The sequence below is a fragment of the Nonomuraea sp. NPDC049504 genome (assembly GCF_040676845.1).
GTDB lineage: Bacteria > Actinomycetota > Actinomycetes > Streptosporangiales > Streptosporangiaceae > Nonomuraea > Nonomuraea salmonea.
In genome coordinates this window covers 411,553-433,616 of the sequence record NZ_JBFAPT010000001.1, presented here as the reverse complement: position 1 = coordinate 433,616, position 22,064 = coordinate 411,553, and the positions used below count along the sequence as shown (strand labels likewise).

The 22,064-nt window shown below is 70.9% G+C and carries 24 protein-coding genes; 13 read left to right on the top strand and 11 right to left on the bottom strand.

The genetic code is table 11. The annotated features are described in order from the left end of the window. Positions 1 to 27: 27 nt before the first annotated feature. Positions 28 to 1,533 (bottom strand): metallophosphoesterase, encoded by a 1,506-nt coding sequence (locus AB0K28_RS01970; RefSeq protein ID WP_345387204.1) that lies wholly within the window; start codon positions 1,531 to 1,533, stop codon positions 28 to 30. 197 nt (positions 1,534 to 1,730) lie between these two features. Between AB0K28_RS01970 and AB0K28_RS01965 the strand changes: the two genes are divergently transcribed. Beyond that, a complete protein-coding gene (locus tag AB0K28_RS01965) occupies positions 1,731 to 2,081 on the top strand; it encodes a hypothetical protein (RefSeq protein ID WP_364363917.1) in 351 nt (116 codons plus the stop codon). A gap of 16 nt (positions 2,082 to 2,097) precedes the next feature. Here the strand turns inward: AB0K28_RS01965 and AB0K28_RS01960 are convergent, their stop codons facing one another. Next, positions 2,098 to 3,672, bottom strand: a complete 1,575-nt coding sequence (locus tag AB0K28_RS01960) for an FAD-binding oxidoreductase (protein WP_364364510.1) — start codon at positions 3,670 to 3,672, stop codon at positions 2,098 to 2,100. Between the two features lie 31 nt (positions 3,673 to 3,703). Between AB0K28_RS01960 and AB0K28_RS01955 the strand changes: the two genes are divergently transcribed. The 5 genes from AB0K28_RS01955 to AB0K28_RS01935 all read left to right on the top strand — a co-directional run bounded on the left by AB0K28_RS01955 (position 3,704) and on the right by AB0K28_RS01935 (position 8,160). Further along, entirely contained in the window at positions 3,704 to 4,213 is a 510-nt protein-coding gene (locus AB0K28_RS01955) for a helix-turn-helix domain-containing protein (RefSeq protein ID WP_364363914.1), read from the top strand. Further along, complete coding sequence (locus tag AB0K28_RS01950) at positions 4,206 to 5,705, top strand: glycerol-3-phosphate dehydrogenase/oxidase (protein ID WP_364363911.1); 1,500 nt, start codon at positions 4,206 to 4,208, stop codon at positions 5,703 to 5,705. The genes AB0K28_RS01955 and AB0K28_RS01950 overlap by 8 nt, the downstream gene beginning before the upstream one ends. 125 nt (positions 5,706 to 5,830) lie before the next feature. After that, a complete protein-coding gene (locus AB0K28_RS01945) occupies positions 5,831 to 6,676 on the top strand; it encodes a sucrase ferredoxin (RefSeq protein WP_364363908.1) in 846 nt (281 codons plus the stop codon). Between the two features lie 100 nt (positions 6,677 to 6,776). Further along, on the top strand, positions 6,777 to 7,088 hold the full coding sequence (locus tag AB0K28_RS01940) for a WhiB family transcriptional regulator (RefSeq protein ID WP_080036407.1): 312 nt from the start codon (positions 6,777 to 6,779) through the stop codon (positions 7,086 to 7,088). Between the two features lie 418 nt (positions 7,089 to 7,506). After that, positions 7,507 to 8,160 carry a hypothetical protein gene (locus AB0K28_RS01935; protein WP_345387212.1) on the top strand — a complete coding sequence of 218 codons (654 nt, stop codon included), beginning with the start codon at positions 7,507 to 7,509 and terminating at the stop codon, positions 8,158 to 8,160. 29 nt (positions 8,161 to 8,189) lie between these two features. On the opposite strand, the gene AB0K28_RS01930 is transcribed toward AB0K28_RS01935, so the two are convergent. Together AB0K28_RS01930 and AB0K28_RS01925 are read right to left on the bottom strand one after the other, a co-directional pair. Then, positions 8,190 to 8,423, bottom strand: coding sequence for a DUF397 domain-containing protein (locus tag AB0K28_RS01930; protein ID WP_345387214.1), 234 nt, complete (start codon positions 8,421 to 8,423; stop codon positions 8,190 to 8,192). A gap of 133 nt (positions 8,424 to 8,556) precedes the next feature. Beyond that, complete coding sequence (locus AB0K28_RS01925; protein WP_364363904.1) at positions 8,557 to 9,381, bottom strand: helix-turn-helix transcriptional regulator; 825 nt, start codon at positions 9,379 to 9,381, stop codon at positions 8,557 to 8,559. A gap of 188 nt (positions 9,382 to 9,569) precedes the next feature. Here AB0K28_RS01925 and AB0K28_RS01920 point away from each other — a divergent pair, with 188 nt between their 5' ends. Continuing rightward, positions 9,570 to 10,043, top strand: coding sequence for an ATP-binding protein (locus AB0K28_RS01920; protein WP_345387218.1), 474 nt, complete (start codon positions 9,570 to 9,572; stop codon positions 10,041 to 10,043). Here the strand turns inward: AB0K28_RS01920 and AB0K28_RS01915 are convergent. Continuing rightward, positions 10,008 to 10,667, bottom strand: a complete 660-nt coding sequence (locus tag AB0K28_RS01915; protein ID WP_364363901.1) for a phosphoribosyltransferase family protein — start codon at positions 10,665 to 10,667, stop codon at positions 10,008 to 10,010. The two genes, AB0K28_RS01920 and AB0K28_RS01915, sit on opposite strands and share 36 nt — an antisense overlap. Before the next feature lie 274 nt (positions 10,668 to 10,941). Further along, positions 10,942 to 12,039: a ribosome small subunit-dependent GTPase A gene (gene rsgA, locus AB0K28_RS01910; RefSeq protein ID WP_364363898.1), complete on the bottom strand. Its 1,098-nt coding sequence runs from the start codon at positions 12,037 to 12,039 to the stop codon at positions 10,942 to 10,944. A gap of 352 nt (positions 12,040 to 12,391) precedes the next feature. Between rsgA and AB0K28_RS01905 the strand changes: the two genes are divergently transcribed. Together AB0K28_RS01905 and AB0K28_RS01900 are read left to right on the top strand one after the other, a co-directional pair. Next, positions 12,392 to 12,880 carry a sigma-70 family RNA polymerase sigma factor gene (locus tag AB0K28_RS01905; protein WP_355427814.1) on the top strand — a complete coding sequence of 163 codons (489 nt, stop codon included), beginning with the start codon at positions 12,392 to 12,394 and terminating at the stop codon, positions 12,878 to 12,880. Then, the gene (locus AB0K28_RS01900) at positions 12,877 to 13,608 is read left to right on the top strand and encodes a zf-HC2 domain-containing protein (protein WP_364363895.1); all 732 of its coding nucleotides are present in this window, start codon (positions 12,877 to 12,879) and stop codon (positions 13,606 to 13,608) included. The genes AB0K28_RS01905 and AB0K28_RS01900 overlap by 4 nt, the downstream gene beginning before the upstream one ends. A gap of 125 nt (positions 13,609 to 13,733) precedes the next feature. Here the strand turns inward: AB0K28_RS01900 and glyA are convergent, their stop codons facing one another. The 5 genes from glyA to AB0K28_RS01875 all read right to left on the bottom strand — a co-directional run bounded on the left by glyA (position 13,734) and on the right by AB0K28_RS01875 (position 18,931). Then, the gene (gene glyA, locus AB0K28_RS01895) at positions 13,734 to 14,984 is read right to left on the bottom strand and encodes a serine hydroxymethyltransferase (protein ID WP_364363893.1); all 1,251 of its coding nucleotides are present in this window, start codon (positions 14,982 to 14,984) and stop codon (positions 13,734 to 13,736) included. Positions 14,985 to 15,299: 315 nt separating this feature from the next. Beyond that, on the bottom strand, positions 15,300 to 16,679 hold the full coding sequence (locus tag AB0K28_RS01890) for a serine/threonine-protein kinase (RefSeq protein ID WP_345387228.1): 1,380 nt from the start codon (positions 16,677 to 16,679) through the stop codon (positions 15,300 to 15,302). Between the two features lie 39 nt (positions 16,680 to 16,718). Continuing rightward, the gene (locus tag AB0K28_RS01885; RefSeq protein ID WP_345387230.1) at positions 16,719 to 17,651 is read right to left on the bottom strand and encodes a YihY/virulence factor BrkB family protein; all 933 of its coding nucleotides are present in this window, start codon (positions 17,649 to 17,651) and stop codon (positions 16,719 to 16,721) included. A gap of 91 nt (positions 17,652 to 17,742) precedes the next feature. Then, positions 17,743 to 18,117, bottom strand: a complete 375-nt coding sequence (locus tag AB0K28_RS01880; RefSeq protein ID WP_364363888.1) for a YccF domain-containing protein — start codon at positions 18,115 to 18,117, stop codon at positions 17,743 to 17,745. A 52-nt stretch (positions 18,118 to 18,169) separates the two neighbouring features. Further along, positions 18,170 to 18,931, bottom strand: coding sequence for a TIGR03084 family metal-binding protein (locus AB0K28_RS01875; RefSeq protein WP_364363885.1), 762 nt, complete (start codon positions 18,929 to 18,931; stop codon positions 18,170 to 18,172). 18 nt (positions 18,932 to 18,949) lie between these two features. On the opposite strand from AB0K28_RS01875, the gene AB0K28_RS01870 reads away from it, so the two are divergent. The 4 genes from AB0K28_RS01870 (at position 18,950) to AB0K28_RS01855 (ending at position 22,011) form a co-directional block, all read left to right on the top strand. Next, positions 18,950 to 19,111 (top strand): hypothetical protein, encoded by a 162-nt coding sequence (locus tag AB0K28_RS01870; RefSeq protein ID WP_345387236.1) that lies wholly within the window; start codon positions 18,950 to 18,952, stop codon positions 19,109 to 19,111. A 9-nt stretch (positions 19,112 to 19,120) separates the two neighbouring features. Beyond that, entirely contained in the window at positions 19,121 to 19,291 is a 171-nt protein-coding gene (locus AB0K28_RS01865; protein WP_364363882.1) for a putative leader peptide, read from the top strand. Positions 19,292 to 19,400: 109 nt separating this feature from the next. Further along, entirely contained in the window at positions 19,401 to 21,089 is a 1,689-nt protein-coding gene (locus AB0K28_RS01860) for a nitrite/sulfite reductase (RefSeq protein ID WP_364363879.1), read from the top strand. A 193-nt stretch (positions 21,090 to 21,282) separates the two neighbouring features. Beyond that, positions 21,283 to 22,011: a phosphoadenylyl-sulfate reductase gene (locus AB0K28_RS01855; RefSeq protein WP_345387240.1), complete on the top strand. Its 729-nt coding sequence runs from the start codon at positions 21,283 to 21,285 to the stop codon at positions 22,009 to 22,011. Positions 22,012 to 22,064 lie beyond the last annotated feature (53 nt).

Here is a 22,064-nt window from a genome sequence, read left to right as displayed (position 1 = left end):
ACCAAGGGTGCCAAACGGCTCCGACAATTACCGCGTCAGGTCGATGCGGACCTCGTCCTCGAGCGGCGGGTTCAGCTCCTGGCCCAGGCAGCCGGTGGCGGCGAAGCAGCGCAGCGTCAGCTCCTGCGGCGTCACCGTGGCGTGCAGGAACTGCTTGAAGAACGGCGGCGTGTCCCAGTCGGACAGCTCCGACAGGTAACGGTGGAACACCCGGTCGACCGGCAGCCGCAGCGGCCACGGCCAGGCGCCGAGCAGCCGCGCCGCCCAGCGCATCCGCAGGGTGATGCGCACCGGCCCGGCCGGCGTCCTGACCGGCTCGTTCTTGATGCGCTCCGTCATGATGCAGGCGGCCTCGGCCGGCGTGAGGCAGAGCCAGCGCATGCGCAGCCGCTTGGCGTAGAGCTGGCTGTAGAACGACAGCGAGTCGCCGCGCAGCGGGTAGCACTTGAAGGCGTCCTCGTGCACGCCCTGCACGTCGACCCGCTCGATGGTGTGCGTGGCGTGCATGAACGCGCCGCCGCCGCCCGAGACGACGTACTGGATCACCCGGCCGTCGTCCAGCTCGACCGGGTAGCGCTGGTAGTTGTGCACGTCGCCGCCGATGGCCGCGACGTAGCGGTGCGCCGGGTCGCGCACGATGTCGTCGATCGTGCCGCCCTCCTCCAGCGGCGACGGCTTGTACTCGTTGCCGGTGTAGATGGGTTTGCCGGTCACCAGGATCTTCGGCCGGGGGTCGAGCGAGACGCGGCGCAGCCACGCGGTCTGGTCGCGGTCGATGACGTTCCTGATGCCGGTGTCCACGCCCACGATCAGCAGGCTCTCGCTCTCGATCGCCCAGTAGGGGCCCGGCTGCGCGGCCGGCCCCTTGGCCTGCTGCGACGGCCTGCCGCGCAGCGCGCGAGCCTCGGCCAGGCGGTCCTCGTCGATGGTCTCCGGCCTGCGCCACAGCAGGCCGCGCAGCCCTCGGTCGGGGGTGGGCTTGAGCGGCGGAGCGTCGCAGAAGACCCGCATGAAGCCGCCGAGCCCGTCGTACCAGTCGTGGTTGCCGGGGATCGCGTAGATCGGGGCGTCGTACTCCTGGTACGGGCGGAAGAACTTGTCGCCGTACTCGTTGCCCGATCCGGTGGGATAGATCACGTCACTGGCGATGACGGCGAACGCCGTGCCCTCGCCGAGTTTCAGCATGCCCGGAACAACGGCGTACTGGGACGCGTCCCCCTCACCGGTATCGCCCAGTAACAGGAAACTGAAATTTCCCCCGACAGGCGGCTTGATGCGAAATTCGCGATCAATCCCGCGGGCTTCCTGCGCCTTCACCCACCGCTCGCGGACCTGCCCGGAAGGATCACCGAACAACGTCGCCAGCACCTCGTTACGCGAGCGCCACAACGTCGCCGGATTGAGCCAGCTGAACCCCTTGCGATGGGGTCTGAGCTGGTCGAACGTCCCGATCTGCGCACATGCCCAGCCCGCGCCCTCCTCCGACACCCGTGACGAAAGCTGCTTTCCCCGCTCAGCCGCTACTTCCACCATGACAACATCTTTACCGCGATCTACCTTTCATGCATCCTGAACGCTCCGTACCGTGAGGAACACAGAAGGTTCGCAATGGTGTAGCCTCCTCCCCCAAGCAAGCGGTTGGGATCGCCCGAGGGGAGGCTCCCATGAGCCGTAACGGCCCGGATGACGCGACCCGAAAAGGCACTTCCGAAGTGGGGGCCATCGAGGGTTTGCTGACATTCGCCCAGACCCGGCCGCGCTGGAGCAGAAGTGCCGCGCTGAACGGTTTCATGGAGGCGATCGCGCGCAGCAGGGTCCTGGCCGAGCGGGCGCCGCGCGAGCACACCGAACTGCTGGCCCGCTGCCTGCGCACGACCGCCAGGCACCTGCTCGCGTGGGGCCGGTCCACGGAGGCGCTGTCCCTGGCCCAGGAGGCGGTGGCGGTCAGCCGGTCGATCGGCGGCGGGTCCCTGGTGGTCTGCCTGCACACGCTCGCCTCCGTCCAGGAGGCCCTGCACCGCTACAGCGACGCCGCGGCCGCCCTGGCCGAGGCCGACGCGGTCCCTCCGGACGAGGACTGACCCCTCGGAGCCGGGCTCAGGGGATCAGCACGCCGGGGTTGAGCACGCCCTCCGGATCGACCGACGCCTTCACCGCGCGCAGGATGCCCACCCCGACGGGGCCGATCTCCCGCCCGTACGCCTCCAGGTGGTCACGCCCGACCCCATGGTGGTGCGTGATCGTGCCGCCGGCCTCGACGACGGCCGCGTTCACCGCCTCCTTGGCCCGCTCCCACTGCGCCACCGGCTCACCGTCCTGCGCGACCACGACGGTGAAGTAGAGGCTGGCGCCGGTCTCGTACACGTGGGAGATGTGGCACAGCACCAGCGGCGAGCCGAGCGCGCCGAGCAGGGCGAGCCTGACGGCGTCGTAGAGGCGCGGCAGGTTCGCCCAGAAGCCGGCCGTCTCCAGCGTCTCGACGGTGGCGCCGGCCGCGAGCAGCGAGTCTCGCAGGTACGGCGCCGAGAACCGCCCGTGCTCCCACGCCTGCCCTGGCCCTTCGCCCAGGGGCTCGCCGCCGAGCCGCGCGAGCACGGCGGACGCGTCCGTCCGGCGCGGCTCCACGCGGGCGCCCTCGTACCCGGTGATCATCAGGCAGCCGCCGGGGCCGCCGGATCCGATGGCGCCGGGGTCGGCCAGGCCGATCATCGTCTCGGTCTCGTCCGACAGCCGCAGCACGGCCGGCAGCGGCCCCTCCTGGGCCAGCGCCCGCGCGGCGGCCGACCCGGCCGCGAACGTCGGGAAGCGCCACCCCTCGTAGCGCCGCTCCGCGGGCGCGCGGCGCACCCGCAGCCGCAGCGCGGTGATGACCCCGAACGCGCCCTCCGAGCCGAGCACGAGCTGGCGCAGGTCGGGCCCGGCGGCCGACTTGGGGGCGCGGCCGAGTTCGAGGTCGCCGGCGGGCGTGGCCAGGGTCAGGCCGGCGACCATGTCGTCGAAGCGGCCGTACCCGGCGGAGGCCTGGCCGCTGGAGCGGGCCGCGGCGAAGCCGCCGAGCGTGGCGTACTCGAAGGACTGGGGGAAGTGCCCGAGCGTCAGCCCGTGCGCGGCGAGCAGCCGCTCGGCGTCGGGTGCGCGCACGCCCGGCTCGAACTCGGCGATCATCGACTCGGTGTCCACCGAGCGCAGCCGGTCGAGCCGCCGCAGGTCGAGCGCGACGACGCCGGCGAAGCGGGCCCGGCCGTGCGCGCCGCCGACCGGGGCGAGCCCGCCGACGACGGAGGTGCCGCCACCGAAGGGCACGACCGCGACGCGTTCGCGTGAGCACAGCCGCAGCAGCTCGGCCACCTCGTCGTGCGAGCCGGGCAGCACGACGGCGTCGGGCGCGTCGGAGCCGTCGCCCGCGCGCATCCGCAGCAGGTCAGGGGTGGACTTGCCGCGCGTGTGGCGGACGCGGTCCTCGTGCCCGGTCAGCACGTGAGCCTCGCCGACCACGCCGGCGAGCGCCGCCCGCAGGGGCGCGGGCAGCGCGACCGGCGGCAGCCGCACCTCGTCAAGAGTGGCGGCGGGGGTGGCGGGGTCGCGGACGCCGAGCAGGTCGTGCAGCAGCTTCCTGACCTGCTCGGGCAGCTCGCGGGCTCGGGCGGGGTCGCCCCAGCCCGACCACAGCATGGGTTCTCCAGTCACGTTTACACTGTGACACATGACGTCGAATCGTCACAATGACGACGTGCTGGATGCGGCCCGCGACTGCGTGCTCGCTTATGGGGTGCGCAGGACGACGCTCACCGACGTGGCGCGCCGGGCGGGCGTCTCGCGGATGACGATCTACCGTCGCTGGCCCGACGTGCGCACGCTGGTCGCCGATCTCATGACCAGGGAGTGGGTACGGGTGGTGTCGGAGCTCGACCTGTCCGACCCGGTGCGCGCGGTGGTGTCGGGGGTCAGGGGGCTGCGCGAGCACCCGCTGTGGCGCAAGATCGTGGAAGCGGACCCGGAGCTCCTGCTGCCGTACCTGCTCGACCGGCGCGGCGCCAGCCACGAGGCCGTGCTGGAGGTGCTCGAGCCGGTGGCCGGCGGCCCGCGCAGGGCGCGCGCGGTGCTGCTGGTGGCGCAGTCGTTCCTGCTGTCCGCGCCGACCATGCTCGACCCCGTGACCATGGACGAGCTCGACGCCGAGCTCGCCGCGCTGCTGGAGGCCTACTTTGGATAGCTCGCTGAACGCCGCCAGACGCTCCCGCGAGTTGCGCGAGGTCGCGGAGGAACGGCTGGACGTGCTGGTCGTGGGACTGGGCGCGACGGGCGCGGGCGCCGCGCTGGACGCCGCGTCCCGGGGGTTGAGCGTAGCGGCGATCGACGCGCACGACCTCGCTTTCGGCACCTCCAGGTGGAGCTCCAAGATGGTGCACGGCGGCCTGCGCTACCTGGCCAAGGGGCAGGTGGACGTCGCGTACGAGAGCGCGGTCGAGCGCGGCATCCTGCTCAGGAGGACCGCCCCGCACCTGGCCAGGGCGCACCCGTACGTGCTGCCGCTGACCAAGGACGTCTCCCGCCGGCAGGCCGCGCTGGTGATGACCGGCTACCGGCTCGGCGACGCGCTGCGCGCCGCCGCCCGCACGCCCCGCCGCCTGCTCCCCGGCCCCGCCCGGCTCAGCGCGGCCCGCGCCCACACGCTCGCGCCGGTCCTGCGCGACGACGGCGGGCTGCGCGGCGGCCTGCTGTCGTGGGACGGGCGGCTGCTCGACGACGCCCGCCTGGTCGTGGCCATCGCGCGGACCGCCGCAGGCCACGGGGCGCGCGTGCTGACCCGCTGCCGCGCCCTGCGCCTCTCCGGCAGCGGCGCGGAGGTGCGCGACGAGCTGACCGGCGAGGAGTTCACGATCCGCGCGCGGGTGGTGGTCAACGCCACCGGCGTGTGGGCGGGCGGCCTCGACGACCGCGTCCGCCTGCGCCCGTCGCGCGGCACCCACCTCGTGCTCGCGCCCGGCGCCCTGCCTGGCCTGATCGCGGGCCTGCACCTGCCGCTGCCCGGCGAGAGCAACCGGTTCGCGCTGGTGCTCCCCCAGCCCGACGGCCGCACGTACGTCGGGCTCACCGACGAGCCGGTGGACGGGCCGGTGCCCGACGTCCCCGAGGCGCCCGAGGAGGACGTCAGAACGCTGCTGAGCGTGCTCAACGGGGCGCTTGAGACTCCGGTGACCAGAGAGGCGGTCGCGGGCGCGTACGCGGGCCTCAGGCCCCTTCTGGCGGCCGACGGCAGGACGTCCGACCTGTCGCGCCGGCACGCGGTGGTCACCGGCGACGGCGTGGTGACCGTCGTGGGTGGGAAGCTGACGACATATCGGCGGATGGCGGAGGACGCGGTGGATGAGGCGGTCTCGCACGCGAACCTGAAGGCCCGCCGGTGCCGTACGCGGCGGATCCCCCTCGTGGGCGCCGGGGCACGACCGCAGAAGGTGCCGCCCCGGCTGGCCGAGCGGTACGGCGCCGAGGCGGGGGCCGCGTATGAGCTGGTCAAGACGCACCCGGAGGAGGTCGGGCTGGGCCTGACGGCCGGCGACCTGCTCTGGTCGGTGCTGCACGAGGGCGCGCTCGACGAGGGCGACCTGCTCGACCGCCGCACCAGGATCGGCCTCGTGGCACAGGACAGAGAACGGGCACTGCCGACGACACGGGAGATAGCGGACCGGGCCTCCCGCGGATAGCCCCTTCGAACCGTTAGGTTAGTCTTACCTAAGTCGGTTCGGAAGGGGTAGGGAAGTTGGCAAGGGGCTGCGAGCATCCGGCCGGGTGCCACACCGGGGAGGTGCCCACTCTGGCCAGTGCCACGGTGGGCGCCAGACTGTGGCTGCTCGTCGAATACACCGGAACCTGGCCCTCGCGCCTGGAAAACTTCGAACTTCCTCAAGAAATCTCGGAACTCGTCCGCAGAGCGCTCGAACGCGGTATCAGGCCCCAGCTGATCCGCCGCCCCGGGAGGCGGACCCGCCAGCGGGAGCAGGGAATCCGTGTGCTAGTGGGCTACGCCGCAGGCGAGCGCCCATGGCTCGCGTCAGGCGTCATCGCAGGTCCTGACGATCTTGACCTGGACGCGCTGGTGGCCGGAGTGGTCCCCGAGTCCTGCATACTTGAAGACGAGCCGGTATTTCTGGTCTGCACGCACGCCAAGCGCAATGCGTGCTGCGCCCGCATTGGACTACCCCTCGCTCGGTCCCTGGCCGAAAAACTGCCGGACAGAGTGTGGGAAACGTCACACGTTGGCGGCGATCGCTACGCCGCCAACCTCGTGTGCTTGCCACACGGAATTTTCTACGGCAGCATGTCTCAGGCTGCTGCACTGGCAGCGGCTAACGCGTACCGGTCGGGCGAGGTCATCCTCGACCGTTTCCGGGGACGCGCAGGCATCCCTGAGCCATTGCAGGCCGTCGAGCACTTCGCCCGAGCCCATACGGGAGAGCGCTCCGTCGGCGCGGTGGCCGTGGAATCCTCCAGGATGGACGGCGACGTCACTGAAGCCATCGTGCGCTGCGGTGACGTCCGGCTCCAGGTTGTGATCGAACCATCGGCGTTCACCGCGCCGTGTGGTACGGCTTGTGCCGAGACGATCACCACCTACCGGCTGGTTTCGCTGGACAGGCTCACGCCTGTACGGTACGCCACGCTCGCCCTCGCCTGATCAGGGAACATCACGGCCCAAGGTTGCGTTGGAACAGTGACGCCAAAAGCGTCCAATGCGGCTCAAATCCCGAAATACCTCTCACGAAGGTGGTTTTCTCATGTCTCAGGTACGTCGGCAGCTCGCCCGCCCGCGCCCCAGCTGGGGTTGGCAGGATGATGCCGCGTGCCGGGGTGAGGACCTCGTGCTCTTCTTCGGCCCCGATGGGGAGCGGCAGCCCGAGCGTGACGTACGAGAGCGGAAGGCCAAGGCGATCTGCGCCCAGTGCCCTGTCCGCAACGAGTGCCTTGACTACGCGCTGTCCCGGCCCGAGAAGTACGGCACGTGGGGCGGTCTCAACGAAGACGAGCGCGCGAGCGAGCGTCGCCGTCGTATGCGCCGCGCGGCCAGCGCCGGCATCTCCGCCGCCTGACACACACCCGGCAGCCATCATCGCGTGATCACGCAGTTGTCCCGATGAACCGGAGCCTGGCATCCCATGCCCAGGCTCTGGCGAACCCGGTCGGGACAACTGCCTGATCAGGCCACCAGCATCCCTTCGCCATCGGGCGGGGGGATGTCCTCTTTCCTGACCGCGGATGCCAGCCGCGGCAGGAGACGCCTCATGTCCGCCGGTCCCGCCCTGCGCGCAGGAGCGGGGTCTCCGTGGTGCACGGCCCCTGCGGACTCTCATGCGTGTCGGCGCCCCTCTCGTGTCCCTGTCCTCACGGATGGCACGTTAGCCGACGCTTCCGACATTTTTCGTCACTGCCCCAATCCAGCATCTTCCCCCGCATAACCCTGCCTGCTCATGGCATCATCCGCCGTGCGTCACCGATACTCTCGCGGCCATGCCGACTTCGCATAACGCCTCCGCCTGGGCCGACGATCTGCAAGACGTCGTGGCGCAGGCCGTCCATACGCTCGCGCACGCCGACGAGCCCGCCGCCTGGGAGGGCAGAGCGGGCTCGCTCGAATGGACGTGCTGGGAGACGGCCGAGCACCTGGCCGACGATCTGTTCGCCTACGCCGTGCAGCTCGGGCTGACCGTGCCGCCGCTCGACGTCTATGTGCCGTTCACCGGCGAGAGCCGCAGGCCCGGCGGCCCGCGCAACAGCGTGCACGCCGACCGCGCGGCCGGCGTCACCGGGCTGCTTCAGGTGGTGCAGAGCAGCGGCGCGCTGCTCGTCGCGGTGGTGCGCACCGCGCCGCCACAGGCCCGCGCGCACCACATCTTCGGCCCCGCCGACGCTTCGGCGGCGGCCGCGATGGGCTTGGTGGAGACCCTCGTGCACGTGCACGACCTCGCGCAGGGGCTGGGCCTGGCATGGACACCGCCCGCCGATGTCTGCGCGCGCGTTCTCGACCGCCTCTTCCCCGACGCCCCGGCCGGCGGCGACTCCTGGGCCACCCTGCTCTGGGCGACGGGACGCGGCGACCTTCCCGGTCGGCCGCGCCTGACGCGGTGGCGCTGGCACAACGTGCCGCCCTCAGAAACCGCCTGACCGAAAAGCGGCTGTGACGGACGGAGGTGTCAGACGATCAGGTCGTCGAACTCGCCGTCCTTGGCTCCCAGGACGAACGCGGTGATCTCGGCCGGCGTGTAGACCAGCGCGGGACCGTCGGGAAAGCGCGAGTTGCGCATGGCGATCTCCCCCGTGGGCAGGTTCGCGACCTCGACGCAGTTGCCGTTGGGGTTGCTCCGCCTGCTCTTGCGCCAGACGACGGGAAGGCGGCCGGCGGGCGTTCCGTTCCGGAACTCTTGCATGGGGGCAGCTCCTCGCGATCTTACGGATGCACGTGCATCCGCGTTTGCGAGGTGACAATACGGCAACACGAGAAGCTCCATATAGCGGACGACCAAAAATCCCTATATGGAGTGGATCACAGGGATATGTGAGTCAGTCGGAGAGCAGCCGCTCCAGGAAGCGCCTGGTGGCCCTCGGCTCCTCGGCCTGGATGCTCAGCCGGTCCATGACCTCCATGTAGTGGTCGGAGTCCTGCGGCTTGTCCAGGTAGAGGGCGCTGGTGAGCTGCTCCATGTAGACGACGTCGGGCAGCTCGCGCTCGGGGAAGCGCAGAATGCTGAACGCGCCGCCGGCCGCGGCGTGCCCGCCCCGCTCGAACGGCATCACCTGCACGGTGACGTTGCGCTCGGCGGTGATGTCGAGCAGGTGGGCGATCTGCGCGCGCATGACCTCGCGTCCGCCCAGCATGCGGCGCACGACGGCCTCGTCGATCACCGCCCAGAGGGTCAGCCCGCTCTCCAGCCGCTTCTGCCGGGTCATCCGCAGCGTCACCCGGCGGTCGAGCTCGTGCCTCGGCGCCTTCTCGTGCGCCAGCTCGATCACCGCCCTGGCGTACTCGGGGGTCTGCAGCAGGCCGGGGACGAACTGGTTCTCGTAGGTGCGGATGCTGGAGGCGGCGCCCTCCAGGCCGATGTAGACCTCGAACCAGGCGGGCAGCAGGTCGCCGTACTTGTGCCACCAGCCGGGGGCGTTGGCCTGCTTGGCCAGGGCCAGCAGCGGCTCGCGTTCGGCCGGGTCGGTGACGCCGTACAGGGTGAGCAGGTCGGCCACGTCACGCTGCTTGAAACTGACCTGTCCCAGCTCCAATCGGCTGATCTTTGCATGAGATGCGCGAATCGAGTACCCGGCGTCCTCCCGCGAGATACCCTGCTGCGTGCGGAGCCTGCGCAGCTGGGTCCCCAGCAGGATCCGCAGCACCGTAGGGCTTCCCGGCGCATGGCTGAGAAGCTTCCCCTCTGTGCTCTCCGCGCTCACTCCACCGCTCCTCGGACTCTCCTGCACGTGCAGATGCGATTCGCATCCGTAAACTACGAAAAGTCTTGCATCGGTAAGCACTGGCCGTAAAGATGGGTATTGGATCACCAGACCGCGCTTCGGGGGCCAGGATGACGACTTTCGACGCTCGGCCGCAAGCCGCCATCGGTTCCCGGCCGCCGGCATGGCTCTCGTCCATCCTGGTCGAGGGGCGGCCCGGCGCGTGCGACGCCGTCTTCCCCTTTCAGCATCGCTCGGCGGTGGAGCCCGCGTGCGTGGCCACCGCCCGGCGCTTCGTCGACCAGACGCTCGGCACCTGGGGCGCGCTCGAAGCCGCCTTCGACATGCAACTGGTGGTGTCGGAGCTGGTGACCAACGCGATCCGTCATGGCGGCGGCGCCGCGCAGCTCCGGTTGCTGTCCCACGAGGCCGAGCTCGCCTGCGTCGTCACCGACCACAGCCGTACGGTGCCGGTCGCGGCGGCGCCCGACGTCTTCTCCGAGTACGGGCGAGGGCTTCGGCTCGTCGACGCCCTCTGCTCGGCGTGGGGCTGGTTGTCGGCCGGCGGCTCACGCAAGCTCGTCTGGGCCGTCATCACCAGCTGACGCGGCGTCGAGCAGGTCCAGCACGTCGTCGTCGTCGAGCTGCTCGAAATGCTCGTACCACTGGCCGACCGCGCGGAAGTCGACCGGCGTCGCCAGCACCACCACCTCGTCGGCCTCGCCGCGCATCGACGCCACCGTGTCCGGCGACCCCACCGGGACCGCCAGGGTGACCTTGGCGGGCTTGGCCGCGTTGACCGCCCTGAGCGCGGCCCGCGCGGTGCCGCCGGTGGCCAGGCCGTCGTCCACCACGATCACCTCACGGCCCGCCAGCTCGGGCAGCGGCCGGTCGCCCCGGTAGGCGCTCACCCTCCTGGCCAGCTCCCGCCGCTCCCGCTCCACCACGTCCGCGACCGACTCGGGTGTCATGCCGAGCCGCCGCAGCAGCTCGCGGTGGAACACCGGCTCGCCGCCCTCGGCCACCGCGCCCACCCCCAGCTCGGGAGACGGCGGATAGCCGATCTTCCTGGTCACCAGCACGTCGAGCGGCGCACGCAGGCGGCGCGCGATCGGCGCCGCCACGGCCACCCCGCCCCGGGGCAGCGCGAGGATCACGGGATCACGCGCGCCCTGCAGCCGCTCCGCGAGCAGCTCCCCCGCCTGCGCCCGATCTGCGAACACCACCATGCCCTGCCCCTACCCCCTCCCCGCCACCCCTCCCCTTGAGGAGAGATGACGGGAAGAGACCCGCACACGGAGTGGCGGGGGTGCGGCACGACGCTCCACCGCCCCCCTACAGGATTGGCGGGGGTGCCACGCGACACTCCCCCGCCCCCGCACACACAGGGGCGGGGGTGCCACGCGACACTCCGCCGCCCCCGCACACGCAGGGGCGGGGGTGCGGCGCGACGCTCCGCCGCCCCAGCCGACGACCAGCGCATGGGCGGCGGGTGTGTTGCGGTCAGGGCCGGTTGCGGCCGGAGCGGCGCATCTCCTTGTGGATGATCTTCCACTTGTTCTGCTGCTCCTTGCGCAGCCGCGCGTCCGTCCTCGACGCCATCCACACCGCCTCGCGCTGCAGCTTGCGCCAGCTCTGCAGGCGGCGTTCCGGCAGGTCGCCGCGTTCCAGGGCGGCCAGGACCGCGCAGCCGGGCTCGCCGTCGTGGCCGCAGTCGCCGAAGCGGCACTCGGCGGCCAGCTCCTCGATGTCGGAGAAGACGCGATCGACGCCCTCCCCGATGTCGTAGAGGCCGACCCGCCGGATGCCCGGCGTGTCGATGACCAGCCCGCCGCCGGGCAGCGGGATCAGCTCGCGGTGGACGGTGGTGTGCCGGCCGCGGCCGTCGGCGGCGCGTACCTGCTGGGTCTCCATGACCCCGTCACCCGCCAGCGCGTTGACGAGCGTGGACTTGCCGGCTCCTGAAGGCCCGAGGATGACGGCGGTGCGCGAGCCTTCGAGGTAACCGCGGGCCAGCTCGACGCCGTCGCCCAGCAGGGAGGACACGGCGTGCACGGCCACCCCCGGCGCGGCTGCCCGGACGTCGGCGACCAGGTCGTCGAGGCCGTCCTCGAACAGGTCGGACTTGGTGACGAGCACGACGGGCGTGCCGCCCGACTCCCACGCCAGCGCGACCAGGCGCTCGATGCGGCCGAGGTCGGCGAAGTCGGTGGAGTGCATGGACGGCTCGGCCACGAAGACGATGTCGACGTTGGCGGCGAGCACCTGGCCCTGACCGTCGCCGGACAGGCCGCCGACGGAGTCGCGGCTGACGCCGCCCCGCACGAACGCGGTCGTGCGCGGCAGCACCTCGTCGAGCTCGTAGCGGCCCTCAGGCAGCCAGGTGAGCGCTACCCAGTCGCCGACGCAGGGCAGCGCGACGGGGTCGGCGGCCGAGGCGCGGCGGACGCGGGCGCCGTAGCGGACGTGGTGCTGCCCGTCGGCGGCGATCACCTCGGCGGCGCCGCGGTCGACCCGGGAGACCCGGGCAGGGACGGTGCCGTCAGGCAGATCGGCGGCGCGCAGGTCGGTCCAGCCGAAGGAAGAAAGATCGTAAGACAACGCAGTGAAACCTTTGATCGAGAAGGTGAAAGAGAGAACGGGGCTGCTCAGGCGAGCGCCCGGAGGTGGACTGAAGGCAGGCGGAAGACGGTGACCCGCATAGTCCTCACCTCCTCGATCGGTTGCCGAGCTGACTCTACGCACGTGCTCCCCGGCCATGCAATCGCATTATCTTCCGGCGTTCGTTGAACCGTGTCAGGGCGGCCGGCCGTACCACCTGCCGACGGACTGAGAAAGGGGAAGCATGCGAACCAGCACGTATCCCCCGCCCTCGGCCGAGGGAGCCGCCCCGTTGGGCAAGCCGCGCTTACGCCACTGGATCGGGCGCGTACGCCCGGACGACGAGGTGGTCGTGTCCGCGCTCTACCGGGAATACCACAGGCCGCTGCTGGCCTTCGTGATCCGGCTGACCGCGGGCGATCGGCAGTGGGCGGAAGACGTGGTGCAGGAAACGATGATCAGGGCGTGGCGCAGTGCGGAGCGGCTCGATCCCGACGCGGTCTCGCTGATGCCCTGGCTCGCCACGGTCGCCAGACGTATCGTGATCGATGACCGGCGGCGGAGGGACGCCCGCCCCCAGGAGTCGGGCGCCGCACCGCTGGAGAGCCTGCCCGTGCCCGACGAGATGGAGGGACTGCTGCATCAGGTGGTCGTGTCCGAGGCGCTGAAGGCGTTGTCGCCGGCACATCGCGAGATCCTCAACGAGACGATCCTGCGGGACCGGTCGGTCAACGACGCGGCCGCCGCCCTCGGCATCCCCGTGGGCACCGTGAAGTCCCGCGTCTACTACGCCGTCCGCGCGCTCCGCATCGCACTGGAGGAGAGGGGGGTGACGGCGTGACTTCGAGAGTCGAGCACACCGACGTCGGCGCGTACGCGCTCGGGCTGCTGGACGAGGACGACCGGCTGGCGTTCGAGGCCCACCTGCTGGGCTGCAACTCCTGCCGGTACGAGCTGCACGAGCTGTCCGGCGTGGCGAACGTGCTCAACGGCATCGGCCCCGTCGAGGACCCCTACCCCCCTTCCGGTGACCGCCAGGACGACGTGGTGGGCCTGCTGCGGCGCAAGAAGGCGGCCGACCGGCGGGCGCGCAGGGGGACGTTCCTGATCGGCATGGCGGCGGCGGTCACGCTGGTCGCCGGGGGGCTGACGATCGGCACCCAGCTCGACGCGGGCGACGCGGCGCCGCTCGCGCAGGGCCAGGGCGGTCGCATGGGCACCAACATGGGCCCGGCGGAGCAGTTCTACGCCGAGGGCCGGCCGATGCAGGGCGAGGGGGTCGACGGCGTCACCGGGGGGCTGGTGGTGGAGTCGAAGGGGTGGGGCACGCACGCGGCGCTGAAGCTCGCGGGGGTGAAGGGGCCGCTGCAGTGCGAGCTGGTCTCGGTCGCCAAGTCGGGCGAGCGCAGGGTGATGACCGGGTGGTCCGTACCTCCAGCCGGGTACGGAGTGCCGGGGTCACCGGACCCGCTCTACATGCACGGGGGCAGCGCTACGCAGCTCAAGGACATCGACCACTTCGAGGTGGTCACCTCGGGGGGCAAGCGGTTGCTCACCATCCCGGCCTGAACGGCCGCGCCACAAGCCGTACGTACCACCCATGATCGACGGGGCACTCCGGCCGGCCCCGCTCGCGACAGCGCCCCGCCGCGCACGGAGCCCGTGCGGCGGGGCGCTTCGCCGTCCGGCCGCTCTTACAGGCCGGGGGCGGGGAACTGCGAGGTCAGCTCGGTGACCTCGTGGTGCACGCGGGTGATGACGTCTTCGGCGTCGCCCTTGGCCACGGCCGTGACGACCTCGTCGATCCAGGCGCCGATCTGCCGCATCTCGTGCTCGCCCATGCCGCGCGAGGTGACGGACGGGGTGCCGATGCGGATGCCGGACGGGTCGAACGGCTTGCGCGGGTCGAACGGCACCGTGTTGTAGTTGGTCTCGAGGCCGGCGCGGTCGAGCGCCTGCGCGGCCGGCTTGCCGCCGATGCCCTTGGGCGTCAGGTCGAGCAGGATGAGGTGGTTGTCGGTGCCGCCGGAGACGAGGTCGAAGCCGCGCGAGGACAGCTCTTCCGCGAGCGCCTTGGCGTTGCGCACGATCTGGTGCGCGTAGTCGCGGAAGGCGGGCTGGGCGGCCTCGTGCAGCGCGACCGCGATGGCGGCGGTGGTGTGGTTGTGGGGGCCGCCCTGCAGGCCGGGGAAGACGGCCTTGTTGAGCGCGGTGGCGTGCTCGTCGGTCGTGGCCATGAGCATCGCGCCGCGCGGGCCGCGCAGCGTCTTGTGCGTGGTCGTGGAGATCACGTCGGCGTGGCCGACCGGCGACGGGTGGGCGCCGCCCGCGACCAGGCCCGCGATGTGGGCGATGTCGGCCGCGAGCACGGCGCCGACCTCGCGGGCGATCGAGGCGAAGCCCTCGAAGTCGATGGTGCGCGGGATGGCGGTGCCGCCGCAGAAGATCAGCTTCGGCCGGTGCTCGAGCGCGAGCTGCCGGACCTCGTCGAGGTCGATGCGGCCGGTGTCCTGGCGCACGCCGTAGCGGACCGGGTTGAACCACTTGCCGGTGGCCGAGACCGACCAGCCGTGGGTGAGGTGGCCGCCGAACGGCAGGCCCATGCCCATCACGGTGTCGCCGGGCTGCAGGAAGGCCATGTAGACGGCGAGGTTGGCGGGCGAGCCTGAGTAGGGCTGGACGTTGGCGTGGTTGACGCCGAAGAGCGACTTGGCGCGCTCGATGGCCAGGGTCTCGACCTGGTCGATGACCTGCTGGCCCTCGTAGTAGCGCTTGCCGGCGTAGCCCTCGGAGTATTTGTTGGTCAGCACCGTGCCGGTGGCCTCGAGCACGGCCTTGGACACGTAGTTCTCGGACGCGATCAGCTTGACGGTGTCGGCCTGGCGCCGCTCCTCCGCCTGGATGAGCTGGGCGATCTGCGGGTCGACGCTAGCGAGAGAACCCATGACTCTCCTGTCATCTTGACGATCTGCGAAGACCCAGGCGCACGGCCTCCGCTCCTTTCGCTCCCTGGTGGTCGTTCCCACCTGATGCGCCAGTCGCGTCTCGCCCTAGACGATAGCGGATGTGACGAGGGCTTATTCCTTCGTGATCATCACGTTGGCGTCGTGCCCGAAGGTTCTGCATGTCCAGGTCGGCCGTGGTGGCGGTCTTGGGCACGCTGCGGAAGACGGCGAAGGTGCCCTCCAGGCTGTAGGCGTTGGACTCGGTGAGCTCCCCCACGCCGAGCGCGACCGGATCCCTGACCGCGGAACGCGGGATCATGCCTGCTCGACCGCCACGTCCTTGATGAGGCCGAGCGGCCCCAGGCTGACGTCCACCCGGTCGGCGTCCTCGGGCAGGCCCTCGTAGACGGCCCACAGCTGGAGCCGGTCGCCGCCGTTGAACGGCGCCGTCGGGAGCGAGGCGCACCTGCACGCGCCGCCGTCCACGGCCGGATAGAGCGCGTCGCCGACGCCCGGCGGGATGAGGCTCACCTGCGACACCGTGCGGTCGAGCGCGCCCCTGCCGAACTTGTTGTAGAGGGGCGCGTTCTCCTTCCCCACGTTCCTGACCGTCCACTGCAGGCGGGCGGCGCGGCCCTGGCGCACCAGGGAGTCGATCCTGACCTCGAACGTGGTGCCGAGCGCCTCGACCGTGGTGACCGTCTCCCGGCCGTCAGGGCGCTCCCAGGGACGTACGACGGCGAGCGTGACGGCCGCGCCCAGGACGGCCGCGAGCACGCCCACGGCGACCGTCGCCCAGAGCCGCCTTGAGGCGGCCGGTTCGCGCGGCTGAGGCGGTCCCGCGGGCGGGACGACCACCGGCGTCCAGGTCTCCGACACGGCCTGGGTGGCCGCGGCCACCGGCACCTGCGGGCGGCCGAGCAGCGTGTCGATGAGCTGCTGGGCGGTCGGGCGGCGGGCCGGGTCCTTGGCCAGCGCCCGCTCGACCAGCGGGCGGACCCGCTCGTCGAGCCCGTCCAGCACGGGCGCGTGGTTGATCACCCGGTAGACGACCTCGGGGACGCCGCCGGTGCCGAAGGGCGGCCTGCCGGTGCCCGCGTACGCGACCAGCGAGCCCCAGGAGAACACGTCGCTCGCGGGCGTGACGTGCTCGCCCCTGGCCTGCTCGGGAGACATGTACGCGGGCGTCCCCATCGACCGCGCGACCGTCGCCACCGCGCCCGGCGCGTCGGCGAGCTGCGCGATGCCGAAGTCGATGACCCGCGGCCCGAGCGGGCTGAGCAGCACGTTGGACGGCTTGAGGTCGCGGTGCACGACCCCGGCGGCGTGGATGGCGGCCAGCGCGGTGGCCACGCCCACAGCCAGCGCCTCCAGGTTCGAGCCGGCCAGCGGGGCCCGCGCGACCACGGACGACAGGTCGGGACCCTCGACGTATTCGGTGACCAGGCAGGCGACGCCGTCGTGGAACCCGGCGTCGAGCACGGGCGCGGTGCAGAACCTCGCGACCCGCCGCGCCGCCTCGCTCTCCTTGCCGAACCTGCGCCTGAACTCCTCCTGCCCGGCGAGGTCCGCGCGCATCGTCTTGAGCGCGACAGGACGGCCCGCCGGATCATGGGCGAGGTGCACGACGCCCATGCCGCCCTCGCCGAGCTTCCTGATGAGGGTGTAGGGACCGACCCGCTGTGGCGACTCCATCGAGGGGATTATTCCGGACGGATCAAGGGGAGGGAACGGCTATTTCGCCCGGCCCACGCCCGGCCAGAGCCGGTCGACCTCCGCGTTCAGGATGGCGCCGATGAGCACGGCCAGCGCGGTGATGTAGAGCCACAGCAGCAGCGCGATGGGCGCGGCCAGCGAGCCGTAGACCGAGACGGGCGAGAACCAGGCGGCCAGCACCTCGCGCAGCACGGCCGCGCAGACGATCCACAGGAACAACGCCAGGATGGCCCCGGGCAGCTCGCGGTACCACTTCGTCCGCACCGGCACGCTGACGTGGTAGAGCACGGTCAGGAACAGCACCGAGCCGGCGATGACGACCGGCCAGTAGAGCACGTCGATGAGCACGCCGTAGTCGGCGGGCAGCGCGTCCCTGATGAGGGTCGGGCCGACGACGAGGATCGGCATGACGATGATGCCGATGATGAGGCCCACGACGTAGAGGCCGAACGACATGAGGCGGGTGCGGATGATGCCGCGCTCCTCCCCCAGCCCGTACGCCACCGAGATGAGATCGACGTAGACGTAGAGCGCCCGCGAGCCCGACCACAGCGACAGCAGGAAGCCCAGCGAGATGATCGACACCTTGCCCGCGTCGTCGCTGAGCACGTCGGTGATGAGCGGGTTGATGACCTTTTTGACCGCGTCGTCGGTGAACAGCAGGCCGGCCTGCTGGATCACCCACGCCTTCACCTCGCCCACGACGCCGGGGCCGAGCCACGTGCCGAGCTTGCCCAGCACGCCGATCAGCCCCAGCACGAACGGCGGCAGCGACAGCAGCGCGAAGAACGCGGCCTCGCCCGCCAGGCCGGTGACGCGGTAGGTGACGCCGGCGTTCGTGGCGGCGCGCACGATCGCCCACGACTTGGTGTCGAGCACCCAGCTCAGCCTGGCCCTGGCATGGGTGACGAGCCCTCGTTTGGGCCGGGGAGGGGCTTCGGTGGACGTCATGGCACCCAACGGTATTCGCAGTGACTCTGTGGGACAGCTTACGTCCCCGCCCCTGCTCTAGGCCCCATACACGATGTCCCTGATCGGGCCCCTAGTCGTTGTCGACGATGCGCGCCCCCAGCGGGAGAAGGGAGACCGGGATGAGCTTGATGTTCGCGACGCCCAGCGGGATGCCGATGATGGAGATGAACAGCGGGATCGACGTCACCACGTGACCGATGGCCAGCCAGATGCCCGCGAAGATGAGCCAGATGACGTTGCCGATGGTCGAGAACGCGCCCGCGTCAGGGTCGCGCACGACCGTCCTGCCGAACGGCCACAGCGCGTACGCGGCGATCCTGAACGAGGCGATGCCGAACGGGATCGTGACGATGAGGATGCAGCAGATGATCCCGGCCGCGACATAGCCGAGCGCCAGCCAGAGGCCCGCGAACACCAGCCAGATGACGTTCAAGATTGTGCGCATGCTCACAGGATGTCATCGATCATGCGGGTCGCGTATCCGGAATGACCCTGACTCATCCCCTGGGCGCGCGGCCCTTCCCCGGAGGTCCCGCGAACGCCTGGGCGATCTCCATCCAGGCCCGCGCCGGCTCGCCGGCCAGTTCCAGGCCGGTGTCGGACAGGTGGGCGCGCTGGGTGACGGCCAGGCAGAAGCCGAGCAGCGTCCCGCGTACGGACGAGGGCGCGTCCTCGGGGCCCGCCGTCCAGGTGCCGCCGCCTGGCATCGCCAGCTCCACGCGTACGGGCTCGTCGGGCACGGGCAGGCCGCGTACGGCGAAGCTGAACGGCCTGGCGCGGAAGCCCAGCATGGCGACGTGCCGCAGCCGGTCGGTCGGCTCCCTGACGACGCCCAGCGCGTCGGCGACGTCCTGGCCGTGCGCCCACGTCTCCATCAGCCGCGCGGTCACGAACGAGGCGGCCGACATCGGCGGCCCGAACCACGGCACCCGCTCGCGCGCCCCCAGCCCCGCGAACACCTCGAGCGACCGCCCCCTGGCCGCGTCGAACCAGGCCAGCAGCTCGGCGGGCGGCATGCCCCGCGACTCGGCGGCCAGGTCGTCCACCGAGCCGGCGCCCACCGGCAGCGCGGCGAAGGCGCCGGGATCGGTGACGGCCAGCACCGCCGCGTCGTCGAACCACGCCAGGTGGCTCACCTGGTCACGCACCGCCCACCCCTCCGCGGGGGTGGGCCGCTCCCAGTCCGCGTCGTCAGGGGAGGGCAGCAGCGCGCGCAGCGCGTCGGTCTCGGCACGCAGGTCACCGATCAGCTCGGCCATGAGGTCCATAATGCAAGCGTGATCTGTGACAGCTGCAAGGACAAGCGCCACGGCGACTGCCGGGGCGGCTCCTGGTGCGACTGCCAGCATCGGGTCACGTCCCGCCCTGATCAGGACGCGACGGAGGACCTCGGCGAGAACGCCCCTGAGCCGTCCGTCAACTGGCAGCGGCAGGGATGAGACGGAGGGATGCGACAGGGCGCGGGACGAGGGGACACTATCCCACACTCTGGACCCCGTCTTGGACATCTCGGACAGCGAGAGTACTCTCGAACCATGCCAGCGGACCCCATGCTCGTCGGTCGACGCCACGTCGATCTTCAGCGTGTCCGCAGTGCCATCTGTTGCGACGCCCGCTAACCGACATCTGTATTTTCCGCTGAGCGCGTCGCACTTCTCCTCTCCAGTCCTGCCCTCGCCGACGAGGCAGGAGGAACGTTGCGCGCGCCCATGATCAGAAGGACGCGCAATGAGCACCCCTGCCAGCCGCACTCCTGCCAGCCGGCACCACAAACGCCCGCGCGGCGAAGGCCAGTGGGCCCTCGGTTACCGTGAGCCGCTCAACAAGAACGAAGAGAGCAAGAAGAACGACGACGGGCTCAACGTCCGGCAGCGGATCATCGACATCTACTCCAAGCGGGGCTTCGACTCGATCGACCCGGCCGACCTGCGCGGACGCATGCGCTGGTACGGCCTCTACACCCAGCGCAAGCCCGGCATCGACGGCGGCAAGACCGCCATCCTGGAGCCGGAGGAGCTGGACGACCGCTACTTCATGCTCCGCGTGCGCATCGACGGCGGCCAGCTCGACCTGGCCCAGCTGCGGACGATCGCCGACATCTCCAACGAGTACGCCCGCGGCACCGCCGACATCACCGACCGCCAGAACATCCAGCTGCACTGGGTGGAGATCGAGTCGGTGCCCGACATCTGGGAGCGGCTGGAGGCCGTCGGCCTGTCCACCACCGAGGCGTGCGGCGACACCCCGCGCGTGATCATGGGCTGTCCGCTGGCGGGCATCGACACCGACGAGGTGCTCGACGCCAGCGACCAGATCAAGGAGATCTACGACCGGGTCGTCGGCAACCCGGCCTACTCCAACCTGCCGCGCAAGTTCAAGACCGCGCTCAGCGGCTGCCCGGCCCACTGCACCGTGCACGAGATCAACGACGTGGCGTTCGTCGGCGTGGTCAACGAGCGCGGCGAGGCCGGCTACGACCTGTGGGTCGGCGGCGGCCTGTCCACCAACCCGATGCTGGGCAAGCGGCTCGGCGTGTTCGTCAGCCCCGAGAAGGCGGCCGACGTGCACGAGGGCGTCGTCGGCATCTTCCGCGACTACGGCTACCGGCGGCTACGCCACAGGGCCAGGATCAAGTTCCTGGTCAACGACTGGGGGCCGGAGAAGTTCAGGGAGATCCTGGAGACCGAATACCTCAAGGAGGCGCTGCCCGACGGGCCCGCGCCCGAGCAGCCGCGCGACAGCCGGCGCGACCACGTCGGCGTCTTCCCGCAGAAGGACGGCAACTTCTACGTCGGCTTCGCGCCCAAGGTGGGCCGGGTCGACGGCGACAAGCTGCGGGTCATCGCCGACATCGCCGAGCGCCACGGCTCCGACCGGGTGCGCACCACCGTCGAGCAGAAGATGGTCATCCTCGACGTCGCGCCCGAGCGGGTCGAGTCCGTCGTGGCCGAGCTGGAGGCCAACGACCTGCAGGTCAACCCGTCCACGTTCCGCCGCCAGACGATGGCCTGCACCGGCATCGAATACTGCAAGCTCGCCATCGTCGAGACCAAGGCCACCGCGATGGACCTGATCGACGAGCTGGAGCGGCGCCTGCCCGACTTCGACCAGCCGCTGACCATCAACGTCAACGGCTGCCCCAACTCCTGCGCCCGCATCCAGGTCGCCGACATCGGCCTGAAGGGCCAGCTCGTCGTGGACGAGAACGGCGACCAGGTCGAGGGCTTCCAGATCCACCTGGGGGGCTCGCTCGGCGTCAACGCGGGCTTCGGCAGGAAGGTACGCGGGCTCAAGACCACCGCCAAGGCACTGCCCGACTACGTGACACGCGTCGTGTCCAACTACGACAGCCAGAAGAAGGAAGGCGAGTCGTTCGCCGACTGGGTCCAGCGAGCAGACGAGGCCGACCTGAAATGACCGAACGAGCGGTTCCCTTCCACTGCCCCTACTGCGGTGACGAGGACCTCGAGCCCTATGAGCCCACTGAATCCCACGCGGAATCCCACGCGGGCGAGCGCGGGGCGTCCGGGGCGGGAACGGGCGGCGGCTGGTACTGCCGCGCCTGCGCTCGTGCCTTCAAGCTCAAATTCCTGGGGATCGGAGTGAAGATATGACGCTCGTCGACATCGAGGTGGGGCTGAGAGATCAGCGCGGCGTGCTCGACCTGCAGGACATCGTCGAGTCCGCCGCCAAGTTCCTCGAAGGCGCACCCGCGCGGGAGATCATCCGGTGGGCGGCGGCGACGTTCGGCGACCGGCTGTGCCTGACCTCTTCGATGAGCGACGCGCTGCTCATCGACCTGGTGAGCAGGGTCAAGCCCGGCGTCGACGTCCTGTTCATCGACACCGGCTACCACTTCGCCGAGACCATCGGCACCCGCGACGCGGTGCGCCAGGTCTACGACGTCAACGTGATCGACATCAAGCCGTCGCGCACGGTCGAGGAGCAGGACCGCGACCTCGGGCCGCGGCTGTTCGGCCGCAACCCCGACCTGTGCTGCTACCTGCGCAAGGTCGAGCCGCTCAACCGGGCGCTCGAGCCGTATCTGGCGTGGATCTCCGGCATCCGCCGCGACGAGTCGCCCAGCAGGACCGGCACCAAGGTCGTGGAGTGGGACGCCAAGCGGCAGATGGTGAAGGTCAACCCGATCGCCGCCTGGACGCAGGAGGACGTCGACAATTACATCGCCGACAACGGGGTGCTGATCAATCCGTTGCACTACGACAACTACCCCTCGATCGGCTGCGCGCCGTGCACGCGGCAGGTCGCGGAGGGAGAGGATCCGCGCAGCGGACGCTGGGCGGGCCTGGGGAAGGTCGAATGCGGCATTCACCTGTGATCCCCAGCGGGGGACCCGTCCCGTTGGCAGGCGGGGCGGCCCCCGGCCGCGTG